The organism is Anaeromassilibacillus sp. An200 (genome assembly GCF_002160025.1).
GTDB lineage: Bacteria > Bacillota > Clostridia > Oscillospirales > Acutalibacteraceae > Caccousia > Caccousia stercoris.
On sequence record NZ_NFJU01000044.1, the window covers coordinates 1 to 18,059 of the forward strand.

18 protein-coding genes are annotated in these 18,059 nt (G+C 51.5%); all 18 read left to right on the top strand.

All coding sequences use genetic code 11. The annotated features are described in order from the left end of the window. The coding region (locus B5F35_RS18785; protein WP_275532266.1) for an MSCRAMM family protein at positions 1-2,311 on the top strand (2,311 nt) is incomplete at its 5' end. A gap of 162 nt (positions 2,312-2,473) precedes the next feature. Further along, positions 2,474-2,719 (top strand): AbrB/MazE/SpoVT family DNA-binding domain-containing protein, encoded by a 246-nt coding sequence (locus tag B5F35_RS15240; RefSeq protein ID WP_087242447.1) that lies wholly within the window; start codon positions 2,474-2,476, stop codon positions 2,717-2,719. Positions 2,720-2,724: 5 nt separating this feature from the next. After that, the gene (locus B5F35_RS15245; RefSeq protein ID WP_087242448.1) at positions 2,725-3,714 is read left to right on the top strand and encodes an ArdC-like ssDNA-binding domain-containing protein; all 990 of its coding nucleotides are present in this window, start codon (positions 2,725-2,727) and stop codon (positions 3,712-3,714) included. A gap of 43 nt (positions 3,715-3,757) precedes the next feature. Next, on the top strand, positions 3,758-3,928 hold the full coding sequence (locus B5F35_RS18790) for a hypothetical protein (protein WP_162611448.1): 171 nt from the start codon (positions 3,758-3,760) through the stop codon (positions 3,926-3,928). 99 nt (positions 3,929-4,027) lie between these two features. Beyond that, positions 4,028-4,561, top strand: a complete 534-nt coding sequence (locus tag B5F35_RS15250) for a plasmid mobilization protein (protein WP_087242449.1) — start codon at positions 4,028-4,030, stop codon at positions 4,559-4,561. Beyond that, positions 4,528-5,640, top strand: coding sequence for a relaxase/mobilization nuclease domain-containing protein (locus B5F35_RS15255; protein WP_087242450.1), 1,113 nt, complete (start codon positions 4,528-4,530; stop codon positions 5,638-5,640). Before B5F35_RS15250 ends, B5F35_RS15255 begins: the two co-directional genes overlap by 34 nt. Continuing rightward, positions 5,630-6,103, top strand: a complete 474-nt coding sequence (locus B5F35_RS15260) for a DUF3801 domain-containing protein (RefSeq protein ID WP_162611449.1) — start codon at positions 5,630-5,632, stop codon at positions 6,101-6,103. Before B5F35_RS15255 ends, B5F35_RS15260 begins: the two co-directional genes overlap by 11 nt. After that, complete coding sequence (locus tag B5F35_RS15265; RefSeq protein WP_087242452.1) at positions 6,100-7,776, top strand: VirD4-like conjugal transfer protein, CD1115 family; 1,677 nt, start codon at positions 6,100-6,102, stop codon at positions 7,774-7,776. The genes B5F35_RS15260 and B5F35_RS15265 overlap by 4 nt, the downstream gene beginning before the upstream one ends. A gap of 16 nt (positions 7,777-7,792) precedes the next feature. Beyond that, positions 7,793-8,056, top strand: a complete 264-nt coding sequence (locus tag B5F35_RS15270; RefSeq protein WP_087242453.1) for a hypothetical protein — start codon at positions 7,793-7,795, stop codon at positions 8,054-8,056. A 6-nt stretch (positions 8,057-8,062) separates the two neighbouring features. Then, complete coding sequence (locus B5F35_RS15275) at positions 8,063-8,890, top strand: VirB6/TrbL-like conjugal transfer protein, CD1112 family (RefSeq protein ID WP_087242454.1); 828 nt, start codon at positions 8,063-8,065, stop codon at positions 8,888-8,890. A gap of 13 nt (positions 8,891-8,903) precedes the next feature. Next, positions 8,904-9,290, top strand: a complete 387-nt coding sequence (locus B5F35_RS15280; protein ID WP_162611450.1) for a PrgI family protein — start codon at positions 8,904-8,906, stop codon at positions 9,288-9,290. Next, positions 9,238-11,625, top strand: a complete 2,388-nt coding sequence (locus B5F35_RS15285) for a VirB4-like conjugal transfer ATPase, CD1110 family (protein WP_087242456.1) — start codon at positions 9,238-9,240, stop codon at positions 11,623-11,625. Before B5F35_RS15280 ends, B5F35_RS15285 begins: the two co-directional genes overlap by 53 nt. Further along, a complete protein-coding gene (locus B5F35_RS19325; protein ID WP_242969554.1) occupies positions 11,618-13,561 on the top strand; it encodes a M23 family metallopeptidase in 1,944 nt (647 codons plus the stop codon). Before B5F35_RS15285 ends, B5F35_RS19325 begins: the two co-directional genes overlap by 8 nt. 72 nt (positions 13,562-13,633) lie before the next feature. Then, positions 13,634-13,912 carry a hypothetical protein gene (locus B5F35_RS15295; protein WP_087242457.1) on the top strand — a complete coding sequence of 93 codons (279 nt, stop codon included), beginning with the start codon at positions 13,634-13,636 and terminating at the stop codon, positions 13,910-13,912. Beyond that, complete coding sequence (locus B5F35_RS15300) at positions 13,872-15,128, top strand: hypothetical protein (RefSeq protein WP_087242458.1); 1,257 nt, start codon at positions 13,872-13,874, stop codon at positions 15,126-15,128. The genes B5F35_RS15295 and B5F35_RS15300 overlap by 41 nt, the downstream gene beginning before the upstream one ends. Continuing rightward, entirely contained in the window at positions 15,121-15,627 is a 507-nt protein-coding gene (locus tag B5F35_RS15305; RefSeq protein ID WP_087242459.1) for a hypothetical protein, read from the top strand. The genes B5F35_RS15300 and B5F35_RS15305 overlap by 8 nt, the downstream gene beginning before the upstream one ends. Beyond that, a complete protein-coding gene (locus tag B5F35_RS15310) occupies positions 15,614-16,852 on the top strand; it encodes a toprim domain-containing protein (protein ID WP_087242460.1) in 1,239 nt (412 codons plus the stop codon). Before B5F35_RS15305 ends, B5F35_RS15310 begins: the two co-directional genes overlap by 14 nt. Positions 16,853-16,919: 67 nt before the next feature. Next, on the top strand, positions 16,920-17,918 hold the full coding sequence (locus tag B5F35_RS15315) for a helix-turn-helix domain-containing protein (RefSeq protein WP_087242461.1): 999 nt from the start codon (positions 16,920-16,922) through the stop codon (positions 17,916-17,918). Positions 17,919-18,059 lie beyond the last annotated feature (141 nt).

Sequence of the window (18,059 nt, forward strand, 5' to 3'; positions counted from 1 at the left end):
CGTACCGAGCGGCTATATCACCGTCACGGAAATTGCCGTGCCGGACGGCTATGTGCTCGATCCCACGCCGCAGACCAAGCTGGTGGATGGCGAAAATCCCGTGGAATTTGTCTTTGAAAATGAACCGTATGGTTCCATTCTTATCAAGAAGCGGAACGCATCTACACAAAATCCGCTGTCAGGAGCCATCTTTAAGGTGACAACGGCAGACGGAACATTGATTGGCGACAACTACACCAGCGGCGCGGACGGAACGGTGCTTGTCTCCGGTCTCGACCCCACGAAAACCTATATCGTCACGGAAACCAGAGCGCCGGACGGCTTTGAAATCAGCGAAGGCCCTAAAACCGTGACCGTCAAGCCTGGGGAAACCGTGGAGCTGGTCTTTGAGGACAAGCGCATTGAAAACTTCACGATCCGCAAGGTTGGCAGCGACGGCAAGCCGATCGGCGGCGTTACCTTCCTTGTTTCCACACTGGCGGGCGCGGAGGTCGCCCGAGTGACCACCGGCAGTGACGGCCTCGCCGTGCTGACCAATATACAGCCCGGCACTTACAAGGTGCAGGAAATCGCCGTGCCGGATGGCGTGATTCTCGACCCCACACCGCAGACAGTGGAGGTTGTGGCCGGGAAGCCCACCACGCTGACCTTCGTCAACGAATATGTAAAAGAATTTACTATCCGCAAGGTTGGCAGTGACGGTAAGCCGATTGGCGGCGTTACCTTCCTGATTTCTACACTGGCCGGAGCCGAAGTCACCAAAGTGACCACCGGCAGTGACGGCCTCGCCGTGCTGAACAATATACAGCCCGGCACTTACAAGGTGCAGGAAATTGCCGTGCCGGACGGTGTGATTCTCGACCCCACACCGCAGACAGTGGAGGTCGTGGCCGGGAAGCCCACCACGCTGACTTTCGTCAATGACTATGAGGGCGGGCTGAAAATCCTGAAAAAAGTCACACAAACCGGCAAGCCCCTCAAAAACGTTACCTTCCGCATTACCAAACCGGACGGCGCGCTCATCGGCGAGTATACCACCGACGCCAACGGCGAAATCTTTGTGGAGCTGGAGCCGCAGACCGTTGTGGTACGGGAAACCAAGGTTCCCAGCGGTTACAAGCTGGATTCCACTCCCCGCACCGTGGAAATCAAGCCAAACGAAACCACCGTACTGGAATTTGAGAACGACCGTCTTGGCAGCATCGTCATCCACAAGATTGACGCCGATACGGATCGCGGCCTGTACGGCGCGGTATTTCTTCTGATGGACGAGGATTATCACACCATCGCGCAGCTTGTCACGGATCGGGACGGCTATGCCGAGCTGGATGAGGACATTCCGGACGGTGTGTACTATCTCCGTGAGATTAAGGCTCCGGACGGCTACACACTGGATGACCGTATCAAGCGCATTATCGTAAAGAACGGCAGCACGGAGGAAATCCTTTGGGAGAATTCTAAAACACAGGGACAAATCCAGATCATCAAAAAGTCGGCGGACTACAATCCCATCACCGGCAAACCGGCGGGGAGCCTGTTGGAAGGCGCAATCTTTGAAATCACGCGCGCCGATACGGGCGTTGTGGTTGACCGTATCGTGAGCGACTATCGCGGCGTCGCCGCATCCGGCCCGCTCCCGATTGGACGCTACAAAATCCGGGAAATCACCGCTCCGGACTACTACCAGCTCAACACCACAGAATTTGAGGTGCAGCTGAAGGTTCCGAACGACGTGGTACAGGTGGAAGTGCTCAACAACACGGCGAATATTTCCACCAGCGTCAAAAAACAGGGCAATATCACCGTCACGCCCGGCCAGCAAATGCGGTATGATTTTTGGGATATCTGCAACCTGTCCAACGTTCCGCTCGAAAACTTCTTCTGGCACGACCAGATTCCGACCGATGCCGTTCGACTGAACGTTATCCACACCGGCACCTGGAACCAGCCCGGACTGACATACAAGGTCACTTATAAGACGAATCTCAATTCCTCCTATCGTGACCTGGCAACCGGCCTGCTGTCCACGCAGTCGTATGACCTGGATTGCAGCGCGTCCCGTCTTGGTCTGGCGTCAAACGAGTATATCACCGATTTCCGCTTTGAGTTTGGCACCGTCAAAGCCGGTTTCCGGGAGGAAAACAGGCCGATGATTCTTGTCACCGTCCTTCCGAATCTGGCCAACGGCTACCGCTTCGCCAACCGCACCGATGTCGGCGGCAAGTACAACGACAAGTGGTTCACGTCTGATTACACTTGGGTAACTCAGGTGATTGCACCGCCGATTAAGTATCCCACAACCGGATATTAAGATTTACCCGAGCGGACACGTGTCCGCTTTTTTAAACCAATAATCTCATTTCTGAAAACGGACGCTGTTTCAAACCAGCGCCCGTTTTTCAGGATGAGGAAGGGGAATCTGCTGCACAGGTTCCTTTTCCTCATCCTGAAAAGTATAAGGAGGTGAAGAAAAATGCAAAGACATATTGATGGACTTGGCCGGATTTCCATTCCCAAAGAACTCAGGAATGAGCTGCATATCGATCTATATGACAATCTTGAAGTAACGATTCAAGGAGGAAAGATTGTACTGAGTAAGATTGACAGCAGCTGTATCTTCTGCGGCAGTTCCGACGAGCTGATGAAATACGACGAGTATGCGATCTGTCAAAAATGCAGAGAGCAGATCGCCCAGTTTGAACAAGCAATAAGAGGGTGAGAAAAATGAATCCAGAAGAGAAAAAGGTGAAAAAGGATTTGCTTGCGGAAAAGCTTCTGCAAGGTGTGGAGGAGGTGTTTACTTCTCAAAAATTTAAAGATTACCTGAAATTTTATTCCAGCTTTTATCACTATTCCATCCGTAATACAATTCTCATTTTCCTTCAAAAGCCTGATGCTCAGCTCGTGGCCGGTTATGAATCCTGGAAGAAAAAGGGACGTCAGGTTCGCTACGGGGAAAAGGGAATTCAGATCTTCTGTCCCGTCAATTATTATGTTAAACTGGAGGTAACCAAAAGGGATAAAAACGGTAATCCTGTTCTCGATGAAAATGGAGATCCAGTCAAAGAGATAAGGAAAGAGCAGGCCAAAACTTTTCGTGTCGGATACGTTTATGATATCTCACAGACGGATGGAAAAGATCCCCCGGAGCTTGCATCGGAGCTGCACGGCGAGGCCAGAAATTATGAGAGTATTATGGCGGGCATCCGACATGCTGCCGCACCGTTTTCCGTGTCGTTTGAGGATGTTCCCTTTGCAAAAGGGTATTGCGATTTCGCACAACAGAAAATTGTCATCAAGCAGGGAATGTCAGAGATGCAGAGTGTAAAAACCGCGCTGCATGAGCTGGCACACTCGAAGCTTCACGAAAGCCGCGAAGAATCCAGAGAAACGCGGGAAATTGAAGCAGAGAGTGTGGCTTACATGATTGCGGATCACTTTGGGCTTGATACATCCGATTATTCTTTTCCCTACATTGCATCCTGGGGACGTTCTTTGAAACCGGAAGAACTGCTGGAGATTATTTCCGGTATCAGCAATGCAGCCAAAACAATTCTATACAGTCTGGAAGAATATCAGGCGCTTGAAGATCCTTCCCATGCAGCGCCCCAAAAAATTATTTCTGAGCAGGAACAGCTGGATAAGCTGGATTCTATTTCACCTGTATTCGATCAGGAAAACAGAAATCAGATACAGGAAGAAATGAATCGGTAAAGCTTTACCAGCATTTCAAATATGAAAAAAGGAGAAGAAAACAATGGTGTTTTACGATGAAGATGAGAAGGCAATCATGGCTCTGTCCCCTGACAAAACAAAGGAGGAGCTGATTGCGGAGCTGGAACTGAGTATGGAGCACGGCGGTGATATGGAAAAGGAAGTGTTCGGTGGTCTGATTCAAAAGCTGAAACAGGAGCTGGCCGAAGAATAACGGGAACACACAGGCGGGAATGTGCGGAAAGCACACCCGCCTTTTGTTTTCCCCCTTTCCGACTTCGCGCGCAGCTCCCGATTTTCTCATGAATAAATTATGAACATGCGCGGCGAAGAATATGAACGCTTTATGAATTTGAATAGAGGAAAAAATGAAAAATGTGGGTATTCCCTCCGGGCAAGCACTGCAAGTGTATATACACTTGCCACGTTCTCCAATTTTCCAGGCATGGAAAATTGGAGAACACTTAGGGGAGAATCCCCTAAAACCCCTTACGAAACTGAAAATCTGAAGGGAGGGAAAAATGTTATACCGAACAGACACAGAAAGGTGGAGATTCTTTTTTTCCTGTCGGAGTCAGAAAACAAACTGTTACAGGAAAACATGAAAAAAGCTGGAATTAAAAATAAGAGTGCCTATATTCGCAAAATGATTCTGGACGGATACATCATCCACCAAGATTATGGGGTGCTGAAAGAGTGCGTCGCCGCGCTGGGCCGGATAGGAAACAATCTTAACCAGCTCGCGAAGGTAGCTAACACCTACCACGATATCAACATCCCGGAACTCACGCGGATGGCAGACGAGGTGAGCGAATGGCGACTACGTTTTTTGAGGGAATTGAAATAGGCAACCGCTCCGTTCCGGCAGCGCTGGAACGAAGTGTCGCTTATGTCATTGATCCGGCAAAAACAGATCATGGTTCCCTCGTTTCCTCATTTCAATGTGAAGCACAGTCGGCGGCGCAGGAAATGTATCTGCACCAGCAGGAAGCGGAGCAGGCCACCGGCAGAAGCGTAAAACAAAACGGCAGCAGAAAATCCTACTGTGCCATGTGGATACGCCAATCCTTCGCGCCCGGCGAAGTAACGCCGGAGCTGGCCCATTCTCTTGGCGTCCAGCTTGCAAAGGAAGTGCTGGGAGACAAATATCAGTATATCGTTGCAACTCACACGGATTCCAAATGTATTCACAACCACATTATCTTCAATGTGGTTGGCGCAGACTACAAAAAGTTTCATCAGGATAAATACACGCCGGATCGCGTTGCGCGGATCAGTGACCGTCTTTGCCGGGCGCACGGATTGTCCGTTGTAGAGGAACCCAAAAAAGAAAGACCGGGACTCCATCATCCAGGAAAGAAAGTTTCCGGATATCATAACACCATGCGGAAAGACGTGGAACAGTTTTCCTCCCAGGCGAAAAGCTGGGAGGAATTTCTTTCTCTGATGGAAACGAAATACTATATGTTTCGCAGGGGCGAGCGTCTTTCCTTCCGTCACAGGACGAACGGGCAGGAAAGAAATTTTACACTGGCCAGTCTGGGGTATGGGTTTGATGAACAATCGCTGCGGAAGAAAATCGGGGACTTCACCCGGGCGGACACGTGTCCGCTTTTCCGGGAACCAAATCCGCATTCTTATTCCGTGAAGCTGCGGGAAGTCAAATCAAAATTTGCGGCAATGGACGCTATGGATCAGCAGCACGTTTCCTCGCAGTCGGATTACCTGACACGCCTGACAGAACTGCGCACGGAGGAAAAAGAAATCCTGAGTAATCTGAAAAACGCGCGTATCCATAAGGACAGCGCGCAGGAAGAAAAATTGCAGAAGCGGATGGATGAAATCCGCCAGGAACGAAAGGAGCTGATACGCATGAGAGCGGCAGTTGGAAAAGAACAGAGAGGAGATGAGGAAATTGATCGGTGACGAGCTGGCGGATCGTTTGGTTACTTTCGGTGTCCGTTTGGGTGGGCATACGCTGAGCCACGCACTTGCACTGGCCGGACGGGAAATTCTTAATATGCTCCATAGCAATGCAAAAGGAGGAACCGTATCCCTGGAAAATCTTTCGCAAAATCAGCAGGCGGCTATCCAGGGAGTCGAGGTGAAGAAAGAGCGGATTGCGGATTTTGATCGGTTCGCGCAGAAGTACGGGCTTCAGTACACGGCGATCGAGGAAGAAAACGATCCCAACATGGTGTTTCTTACGTTTCGCCAGAGAGATATCGACAAACTGGATATGGCTGTGACCGATATGCTCAAAGACAAAACAAAAAGCTGGAACGATCTTGAGGACGCTATGCAGCAGGCAAAAGAGAAAGCCTTCTTGCTCCGCCAGGCCGCGAAAGAGGTGGAACAAGCAGTCCGGGAGGTGGAACCGGTTCGATGAAAAAGAGAATCATTAAATGCTGTGCGCTGGCCATTCTGGTCAGCGCACTTCTTGTTGCAATGTCAGGCTATTTTTTGAGCGGTTTCCAGTTGAATCAGTACTTTCCCAAAGCCGTTTGGTGTTCCTGCGCCTGCGGCCTTTTTTTGGGCCTGCTGCGTTTCCGGCGGCAGCGGGAGTACGAGGATATCGAGCATGGCTCCGCCCGGTGGGGAACGGAAGATGATTTTGAACCACTTACCGATAAAGATCCGTATAACACCATTATCCTCTCCAAAAGCGAACAGCTCAGTATGAATGGTCTCAAAACCCAAATTGCCAACCATGTGCTTGTCCTGGGCGACCCTGGCTCCGGTAAATCCCGGAACTATGTCAAGCCGAATGTCGCACAGCTGAATGCTTCTTATGTCATCACGGATCCCAGCGGAGAGCATCTCTATGCGGAAGGGAAAATGCTCAAAGACGCAGGGTATAAGCTGCGTGTCTTTGACATTACGAACCCGCAGAACAGTATGCGCTTTAATCCCCTGAGTTACTGTAAGACGCCACTGGATACTCGCCAATTCGTTGAGGTCTTGATGACAAATACCAGCGGAGATACCAGCCATCCCCAAAGTGGTGAACAGTTCTGGGATAAGGCGGAACGGCTTTGGTTCATGGCACACATAGCATACCTGATTGAAACCGCCGAACCAGAGCAGCGGAATATTCCCTCTCTTGTCCGCTTGCTGAATCAGTCTATGGCCAAAGAGGAGGATGAAAATTTTAAATCAAGCGTTGACTATATGTTCGAGGAACTGGAAGCCAGAAACCCGGACAGTTACGCTGTTGCTCAGTATAAAAAATTCAAAATGGGAGCCGGTAAGACGATCAAATCCATTCTGATTAGCGTTGGAGTCCGTTTGGCGGATTTTGACATTCCAGAAATTCGTCAGTTGATGCTTGAAGATGAACTGGATCTGGATCAAATGGGAATGGAGAAATCAGCGCTCTTTATCATTATGGATGAAACCGACACGGCCTATAACTATCTGGTGGCTATTCTGTTAAATACATTGATCCATTGCAATATAAAAAAAGCAAAGCCAATGCCTGGAAAACATCTGATCTATCCCATCCGATGTATCATTGATGAAATTGCCAACATTGGCAAAATTCCCAATCTGGAAAAAATGGTTGCAACAACTCGAAAGTATTGGATCTTCTATGAACTGATATTCCAGGATCTCAGCCAGCTTAAGGCAGTATATGATAAAGCTGCTCAGGCAATCCCGGCCTCTTGTCCCATCAAGCTCTTTCTCGGCGGCTCCGGTGAAGAAACCACCAAGTATGTCTCCGAGCAGCTGCTGGGCAAGGCCACCATTGATACGGTTTCCTATACCGGCTCCGGTACATCCGGCAGTCTCGGCAAGAACAGCTACAGCCAGAACCAGCAAAAAACGGGCCGCTCGCTTTTGGATCAGACGGAGCTGGCGCAGCTCCCGAAATCGGAGTGCATTGTCTTTGTTAAGGGATATCCGCCGTTCCGCAGTAAGAAATATGACGTCCGGGAACATCCCCGGTACAAGCTTCTCGCGGATGAGGATACAGGTGGCTATGTATTCGATCGAAACGCGGGACGGCGAAGAACTATCAAGCAGCCCAATTATGTGACAACCATCAACATCAATGCGTAAATACGGAGGTAACAATATGGACGCAGCAACAATTCTCAAGATTCTGAAAATCCTTTTGATAGTGCTCGGCGGCATCACCGTTGTGTGGGGGATATACGATATGTTCGGAGATGGACAGCAGAACAGCTCCGGACTGAAGAAAATCATCGGCGGGATTGCTTTCGCTGCTATCTCCGCCTTCATCCTCACATGGGCGGAAGGAGAAATCAAAGATGCGGAAGCCGCAGCGGGTATTTCCGGCCATGTCATGGTGATGATAGGGCGGTTCCTGGGGAGGTAAGTCCACATGGATCTGCTCGATGCAATCAACAAATACATCCTGGTCATCTATGAGGGATTGACCGATAAGGTGGAGGAAGTCGCAAATCTCATTGCCATGTCACCGGGAGATCTGTTTGCTACGGATTTTTGGGATACACTTTTGAAAACAGCTTCGCTTGCATTGATGCCCTTTGCTCTGGCCATTCTTGGTTTCTTCCTGGCATCCGAGTTGTACGACCTGTATTGCCGCTCGGATGGAGAGCTGGACGCCAAGCTGGTTTCCGCTACTGTTTTTCGCTTTATCATCCCTTATTTCGTAGTCCTCCGTTCTTATGATATTCTCCAGATTGTTTTTACCCTGTTCAACGGAATCCTGAAAAGCCTGTCCAGATCCCTTACTGTCACACTCACGCCGATTGAGTGGGATTATCAGGCGCTTCTAGATTCCGTAAGCGGCCAGCCGTTTCTTTCCCAAATTGCGATTCTTGCACAGATGCAGGGACCCTACCTGGCTGTCACCGTCATGGGCGGCGTAATCTGGATCATCGTCTATGGCAGGCTGTTTGAAATGATGTTGTACTGGCTTGTCGCGCCGCTTCCGTTGGCGACTCTGCCCAGTAAGGAACATTCACAGACAGCCAAAACTTACTTCAAGAATTTTGCGGCCATCATGCTTCAGGGCGTCCTGATGCTCCTGTGTGTTGTGATTTACAGCGCGCTGAGCTGGAGCAACGTCAACACCACAACCATTGATTGGTACAGCACATGGAATCTCATTTGGCCTATGGCCATTCTGATTTTTGCTCTGCTGAAAACCGGCACCATGGCAAAACGGATGTGTGGAACATTTTAAGGGGGGAATTTCATTGATTGTTTCTATTCCGGAAGACATCTATGGCTACGAGAGCAAGAGCGTGGGAAATTTCACGCTTCGCCAGGTGGTATGCTTTTGTATTGCACTGGCTGTCATTGCCCCGACTCTTGCTCTGTTATACCTGCTGACCGGCAGCATTGATCTTGCCGCCACAGTGGCCATCCTGCTTGGAATGCCGGTTTTGCTGTGCGGTTTTATCAAGCAGGACGGACAGCCGCTCGAAAAGGTCATCCGATACAAGCTGTTGTGGAAATTTAAATATCCCCACAACCGTCCGTACCAGATGGACAATTTGTATCAGAGAATTGAAAAGGAGGCCGCAAGGCTTGAAACAGAAGAAGCCCAAAACGCAAGCGGTGACGCCGCACAGAAAGCCTAAAAAACCGAAGCGTCTGCTTGCTCCCTGGGACAAGCGGCGCACCGTGCAGAGCAGTATTCCCTATGAAACCATGTATGACGATGGGATTTGTTATCTTGGAAATTCCCACTACAGTCTGACGTTTGCCGTGCAGGATACAAACTATGTCAACGTTCCGGAAGCCTTACAGGTGGGAATTCTGGAAAAATACTGCAAGTTTCTTATGGCGCTGGACGATCACTCCCAGCTGCAAATCCATGTCCTGAGCAAACCTCTGGCGCGTTCCACAGTTCATTTGCAGCTTCCTGTTCCCGAAGGGGCGACGGAGCTGCAAAAGCAGTGTATCACGGACTACAACGACGCCATTGCAGACCGGCTCACCGGCTCTGATGCCTACATCCAGGAAAAGTATATGACATTTACCGTTGTGGAGTCAGACTACATCCAGGCCAAAAAGCATTTTGAGCGCATCGACCGTGACGCACTCTCTTTGCTCCGTGCCATCGGATGCCAGACACGCCAGATGGAGAAAATTCCTCTCCTGTATCTGCTCCGGGAGGTCTACCGGCCCGAGGATCACTCGGAAATCTCCTGGCTGCAAATGGCGCGCACAGGTATTTATGATAAGGATATCATAGCGCCGGATACCTTTGAGACGGCAGTGCAGGGGGAACAGTACATCAAGCTCGGCGACTACTACACCCGCACGCTGTTTCTCGCCGATTTCCCGCAGGATATCAGTGACGGCCTGATTCAGCAGATTGTTTCGCTCGATGAGGACATTCTGATCACCATCAATGTCCAGCCGCAGGAATCGCAGTATGCTGTCCAGCAGCTTCGCAAGCGTCTCCGGATGCTCGATATGGAGAAAGCAAACAATCTGTCCCGTCAGTCCAAAGCTGGCGTTTTAATCCCCGAGGTTCCCCGCGATTTGCAGAACGCTCTGAAAGCCGTGGAAACCTTTCTGGAATCTCTGCGCACCAGGGATGAAAAAATGGTGCTTGCAAACTTTCTTGTTTACGTCCGGGGAAAGACGCCGGAGGAAGTGGACGCAGTGATGAAATCCGTACAGGATCGTGTGGCGGCGGCAGGCTGCTCTGCCCGTCCCTTCCGCTTTGACCATGAGAATGGGCTGAACTCCGTTGTTCCTCTCGGACGCAGCGACTGCTTTGTGTCCCGCACCTTCACCACGTCCTCCATTGCGGCCTTTGTGCCGTTCAATGTGGTGGAAATCGTACAGGACAATGGATTTTCCTATGGCCGCAACGGGCGTTCCAACAACGTCCTGACGCTTAACCGGAAAAACTACACCAACGCGCACGGCTTCTACTTCGGCACCTCTGGTTCCGGCAAGTCCATGGGGGCCAAGGCCGAGATATGGGAGTGCTACTGGCGAACCGGCGATAAAATTCTGATCATTGACCCGGATGGGGAGTTTATTCCCCTTGTGGAAATGATGGGTGGCGAGGTGGTGGATCTTTCCAATTCCTCGACTTCCCACTTCAATCCTTTCGATATCAACGAGTATTATGGCGGCGACGAGGATCCCAATCCCGTTCCCCTGAAATCCGATTTCATCATTTCCCTGATTGAAATTACGTTGAATTATCATGGAGGGATGGATCCCATCACGAAATCCGTGATTGACAAATGTGTCCGGGAGATCTACCAGCCGTATCTGTCCAAGCCAAAGCAGCAGAACATCCCAACCTTTGAGGATTTCTATGAAGCGCTGCTCCGGCAGGAGTCGCAGGAAGCACAGGATCTGGCAAGAGCGCTGGAGATTTACGTCCACGGCTCTCTGAACCTGTTCAACGGGCGCACCAATGTGGACACCGAAAACCGTGTGCTGTGCTTCAGCACACGGAATCTCGGCAAGCAGCTCCGCGTCATGGGCATGAGTATCATCCAGGACTTCTGCTGGAATCTCATTTCCCGGAATCAAGCGGAAAAGAAAACCACCTGGCTCTGGAATGACGAAATTCATCACAGCCTGCGGAATCCCACCACGGCGGAATGGTTGATGAACTCCTGGAAGCGGGGACGCAAATACGGCTTGATAGCCACCGGTATGACACAGGAGGTGCGCGACGTCTGCCGGACAGAGGAAAGCAAGGCGCTGATTGCCAACAGTGAATTCATTATGATCTACCGAGAGAAGCCTGACATGATAGAAGATCTCTCGCAGGTCATTTCCCTGTCGGAGCAGCAGGAAAGCTTCCTCCTGTCCTGCGAACCGGGAACAGGGCTGTTCAAGGCAGGAAATAACATGGTGGAATTCTCCAACCGCTTCCGCCGCAGTGAGCTGTATCAGCTGTTCAGCACCACGGTGGGAAGGAACGACACAGATGCTTGAAAAGGAGGTGGTGCGTTTTACCCGGGGCGGGATGCAGCGGGTAAACCTTGCCACGGGGAGCAGAGAACAGCTTACCGATTCCGGTGAGCACAAATTCCATCCAGGACGTGAAGCCCGGTTCCGGGCCGACTCCGCACCAGCGGAAGCGTCCAGGCGGCTCCATCCCGGCTCCCTGCGCCGGGGAAAGTTTTCTCCGACCTCTGCTGTCCGGCTGGATGCAAAATCGGAGCATCCGGTGCGATTGCGGGACGGATCGCGGCAAAAGGACAAAGTTCCCGCCGTTTCTCGTTCTGTCCTTCCTAAAGAGCGGCAGGCAGCAGCTGCCAAACAGGTACGGCTTCGGGCTTCTGAGCAAGGCAGGCTGGAAGCTGTGCGCCGGTTGTGGAAAGACAACCGGGAAATCCAGACGCGCGCTGCCCTGCGCCGCCGGGGAAAAATGATCCAGGAACGCAGGAAAAGAGCCGGCTCTCATGCCGGATTTTTTCCGTCCGGTTCTGCGTCTGGTTCTTCCATTTCCTCTGCCCTTTTACAGGCAAGACCAGGAGAAACCAGTGAACCTTCCGGTACCTCGTTTTCTGGTTCTCATTCGGACAATTCCGCAATCGCTTCCTCACGTTCCTCTTATGCTGGCCCACTGTTCAAAGCAGCCTCCATGGCTGCACGGAACACAGTGCATTCCACACAGGAACAGGATGAGAACAGCGCACTTTCTTCCCTTACCGCTGTCCGCACCAACACCACATTCCTTGTCTCTCTGCTTCGACGCCGAAAAAAGAACGAGACGAAAAAGCAACGGGAATACAAGGCGGCAGTGCATCGGCAGGCAGCGAAAAAAGCGGCAAGGCAGGCGGCACAGAAAGCCGCACAACAGCAGGCGCAGCAGGTTTTCATCAAGGAAGCAGGCAGCGCGGCGGCTCACAAAGCCGCCCTTTCCTCCCCGCCTGTTCTCATCCTGCTTGTCGCTGCCGGACTTCTGGCTCTTGTTGTGCTCCTTGTGACCCTCACCACTGCGCTGACTTCTCTCTTTGGCGGCGTGGGGGCGTCTCTGGATGACACCGCACTGGAAACCTATGTGACATCCCTGGACACTTCCTTCCGCAACGAAATCGAGAACAAAATGGGAACGGATGATGAACGTGAGGGCAGCTATCCCAATACAAACGCCTATGCGCTGGCCGTACTGGCCACCGGCGATTGGGTGGTCGATTCCCTCACAGCGGAAATTAAAGCGGAAATGAGCCGGATCTACGATCTCCTGAACACCTATAAGACAAAGGATGGAGAAATCAGGGTCGACGGAGAAGATGGAGGGATGGGATACATCAAGCACATTAAAATCTATGTGATCACCAGGAAAGCGCCGGAAGATATTCTGGATGAGCTGGGATATTCCGGAGAGGAACGGAAACGGATGGAACAACGGCTGGAAGAATTGTATACCCTCCAGGAGATTTTCCCCTCAGATGGGATTGCAGGAGGTGGCGGGGAAATCATTGACCCGGACGCCGATTGGATCGGAACCGGCATTTTCCAGTGGCCGCTTCCCGAAAATGGAACCATCACGTCTTACTTTGGAAACCGTGTGAATCCCGTTACCGGAAAACCAGATTTCCATACCGGAACCGATATCGCTATGCCGGAGGGAACGCCCATTCTCGCAGCGGCGGACGGAACCGTGGAAATTGCAAACGGAACCGATTCCTGGGGAGACAGCTATGGATATTATGTCAAGCTGGATCATGGGAATGGTTTTGAAACCCTCTACGCCCACTGTTCCTCTATCTGCGTCACAGCCGGTCAGGAGGTATCGCAGGGCGAAGTGATTGGTTATGTCGGCAGCACCGGCAATTCCACCGGAAACCATTTGCACTTTGAAGTGCGCAAAAACGGTCAGCGTGTGGACGCGCTGGATTATTTCACACAGGAAACATCCTGAGCGGACACATGTCCGCTGGCAAAACGGACAGGGAACTTCCCCTGTCCGTTCTTTTATGGAAGGAGAAAGCGGATGAACGAAAAGATTGAAAAATTAAAAGCATCCATTGAGCGCGACCAACAGCGCATCAGGGATTTACAGGAATCCATCACACAGAAAGAAAAGAAGCTCCGTCAGCTGGAGCTGTCTGAGGTGATGGGGAAGCTCAACACGATAAAAACGGATCGCATGGATGTGCTGGGAATTGTTGAAGCCATCCAGAACCGGGATCTGGAAACATTGATGACATTGATGGAAGGAGACACAGACGATGAGCGTGGCAACCAATCTGCTGACAAACTCGGGGTATGAACTCATCAGTATTCTGGGAAACAGTGTTTTTCCCTGCACGGTGGTAAAGGATGGACAGCCCCTGGGTTTTATTCTACAGAACGGAACGGTTTCTCTGTTGCCCGAACATGAAAATGTCAGGGCGGAGCTGGAGGCCATCAACACCTTTGCACGGAATCACCGGGGATTGGAACAGCGCCCGGAGGGGCTGTTGATGACACAATATCAAAACTGTATGCTGACTGCGGACTACGATGCACAGAACAGGCAGGCGGTCTATAAGATCTACGAAAGGCGGGAGAATGGGGAACAGGTGCTTCTCCAGTCCTCATTTGATCGGGGACAGGCAGTAGCGGAATTTGTTCGTGTCTCCAACCTGGCCGTTTCCCGTGCGGAACCGGTTCCCCAACAGGAGCAGAATCATCATCAGCAGCCGCAATATGTGACGCAGGAGAAGCAATACCGGATTGTCGATCCCGCAGGGCAGGAGGTCGGCTACATTGGCCGCAATGGGATGGCCACGATGTACAGCCAGCAGCAAAGGGAACCGAAACGTCCTTCCTTCCTGGAGCTTTTACGGAAAAAACTTTCGGAAATCGGTCTTTCCATCCGCGTCCATTATCAGCGGAAAGGCCAGCACTATGCAATCCGGGACAACGCTCAAAGGGATGTAGCCTATCTTCGTCCGGAAGCACCCACTGAAATCCAGTATACAAACTATGCCACTCCCCAGCAGCAATCCAGAATTGACGCCATTGTAGCGGAAATTATGCTGGAGCAGGGGCGAACCGCGCCGCAGCCGTCCCTTCAGGAGCAGCACGCTGTCCCGGTACAACAGGCCGTTCAGGAACAGCGCCACGTTCCAGCGCCGCAGCCTGTTCAGGAACAGAAATCCGTTCCAATCCAGCAGCCGGTTCCAGAGCAGGAGACACAGGAAGCACAGCGGGAGAAGGCAGCTATCCTGCATGACTTTGATATGAAGATGAGCGAAATCAAAATGATGGAGGGCTTCAATCCGCAGTTGTCCGAGCAGCAGACGGATATCGTCATGCAGCTGTATGGCACTCTGGATCGCGAGGCATTGGAGGAATCTATTGATCTCGGACACTTCAATCTGCGTAATCTGGATCAGAATTTTGAGAGGGCCGGATTAAAAGGTCAATGGGAAGCCCTGCTTCCCAAAGCACAGAAGGATCAGCTGACGCCGCCGCAGAAAGGGGAGCCAGACCGTGCGTGACGATAACTATTCCTGGTATATCTCCAAGCTGGGATATACCATTGTGAACCAGGGCGAGAGCGGATTCCAGGTAATTTGCCGTGGGAATGTTCCGATCGGTTTTCTCGCGGATGACGGGAAAATATCCTGTATCCAGGGCGAAGAAAGCGAAGTGGAAGCCCTGGGCAGAGCAGCAGATTTTGTCAAGCAGTATGCAGATTATTCGCCGGTCGGGGATCACGAATATCTGATTGGAAAATTCGGGCCGGGTTCCCTGACCGCTTATTTTGATATGGAGAGTAAGCAGCGGCAGTATGCTGTCTATGGAGCAGACGGCCAGGGGACCGTATTTCCCGAAAACGAATATCAGAAAGCTGTGCTGGCTTTTTTCTCCACCTCCGGCCTGCAGGAGCTTCTTCCCCGGAAATCCGTCCGCAAAAAGGATCGCTTACGGCTCTGGATGCTGCGCAAGCTGATGGGCGGTGAGAAAAAGGAGTTGAAAAAGGATGTCCCAACGTAAGAATGGTACACTATTCTATACCAAGGAAGAGCTGGACAGAGCCATTGAAAACTCCTCCGCGTTGGAATATGCTCTGAGCCGCTACCAGCTCAAGCGTGCCGGCAACCGATACACTATGCCCGAACATGACTCCATGGTGTTCACTCCGGACGGCAAGTGGTTCTGGAACTCTCATGGAGTCTACGGCAACGCGCTCGACTTCATGCAGATCTATGAGGGAAAATCGTATGTGGAAGCTGTGCTGACACTGGCGGGAACGCTTCATTCCCCGCCCATGCAGGCGCAGGAAACTTTACCACCCGTTACCCCCACTCCACCAGCTCCAACGCAGGAGCCGGTTCCTTTTGTCCTGCCGGAAATGGACAAATCGCAGAAATATGTCTTTGCGTACCTGCACAAGACAAGGGGAATTTCCCCGCAGCTCATCCGACCGCTTTTAAAGGATCGTCACATCATGCAGGTACGTCAGTTTGTGGGAATGCGGATATGTGGATATGCGGGATCGGAACAGGATAACGCTGCTCTGTATATTCCTTCTCGCCCCGATATGGAAGAAGCTGTCCGGCCTTATCTGCAGGAGCGTCAAATTGTTTCCAGGGACGTTTTGCACCCGCTTCCGGAAAAGAAAACGGTTCTTTGTGTGACGGGAGAAGAAGCCTCTCAGCTGGCACAGCAGGGAATTTTGCAGGAGAAACACCGGCTTGCCATGCTTGGCTATGATACAGAAGGCAACGCACAATACTGTTCTATTCGCAGCATGAATTCCATAGGGAAGGGCTTCAAAATGGATATGCCGGGCAGCAATAAACAGTGGCCGTTTCTGCTTCCGGGAAGCATAGAAGCAAAAGGTGTGGTTATTGTGGAGTCTCCCATCGAAGCCATGAGCTACCGGGATCTCTGCACGATGACCGGCAGTCCCTATAAGAAATATCCTATTCTGGCTCTTGGGGGTGCAAATGTATCCGTGGGCCTTGAAAGCTTTCTTGCCAACCACCCAGAAATCAGTGAGATACGTCTGGGACTGAACCGGGACGATGACGGGAAGCACAAGGAAAAGGCCGGGGAGCGCGCAACAGAGCATTTGAAACAAACATATGGCGACCGCTATCAAATCTCAGTTCATGTTCCGGCAGAGAACGACTGGAACGATGTCCTGAAAAAACTGCGCGGCATCCAGCCGCCTGAACTACAGCAGCAAAGAAATATTCCCATGCCGCAGCGTTAAGGCTTGGGAAAAGCAGTGCCAGCCGCCCCCAAAAGGGCGGCTGGCGTTTTATTAGGAGGATTGACAAATGTATATTACCGGCAGCACAGCGGCTCTGGAAGCCTCTATCAGCACAAAAGCATATAAAGTATATCTGATTCTCTGTCAGTACGCCAACAACAGCACACGCGAATGCTTCGTTTCCAAACGGACGATTGCGGAAAAAGCTGCATTGTCTCTTTCCGGCGTTGTTCGCGCCACCCGTGAACTTGTTCACGAAGGATTGATCGCCATCGTATCCCGCTTCCGCGAGAATGGACGGCAGACCTCCAACCGCTACACCATACTGGACTGTCCGCAGCTCCGCATGGAAGATACTCAGAAGCCATCTTCCGTCAAAGAACAGGGCAAGAAGGTGCGCCTTTTTCCTATCACCCCTGCCGCCGTGCAGCTTCCCGCTCTTGCCTGCCGGATCTATTCCTTTCTTACCTCTCTTGCCGGACGTGTGCGCGAGTGCTCCGCTTCCCGCAAGACGATTGCCGACGCCTGCGGCGTCACTTTGTCAACGGTGACGAAAAACCTTTCCCTGCTTTGCCGGGAAGGATTTTTGCGCCGTATCCGGCAAACACGCTGGGCGAAGTATGGCCATCACGGCACACGCGCCAATTTGTTTGTGCTGACGTCCCCTTGCCATAAGCTGTCCAGCGCCGTTCTGCGCCGCATGATTGCCGTTTCCCTGCTGACTGTACATATTGTATCTTCGCTGCCTGCAAAAAACAGGGAGCAGCGGCGCGCATCGGCGGACAGATTTCCGCATTTTCTCTCTTTGACACCCTCCCCCTGCGCCCAGCTGACACCCCAAGGAACTAACATACTAATAAAGGTTACGGTTAATCGAACGGGAATAAACAGATCTATCCCGGAAGATGAGTGGAAGAATATACAAGCACCTTTCATGCGCCCTGATTGGTCAATCATGCATGGATTACGTCGTGGTGAATGGTTGAAAATTGGCGGCTGTCCTTTCCCGTCCGATTATTCTTCCTGGTTTTCGTGTCTCAGAAATCAGGAGGAAGGGAATCCATGAACCGGATTGACTTTTCGGATGTGGGGCTTCTCTTACAGGCTGACGCATTGGAGGGATTGCGTGCCTTACCGGATCACTGCGCTCATGTATGCGTTACCTCTCCGCCCTATTACGGCCTGCGAGATTACGGTGTGGAGGGAC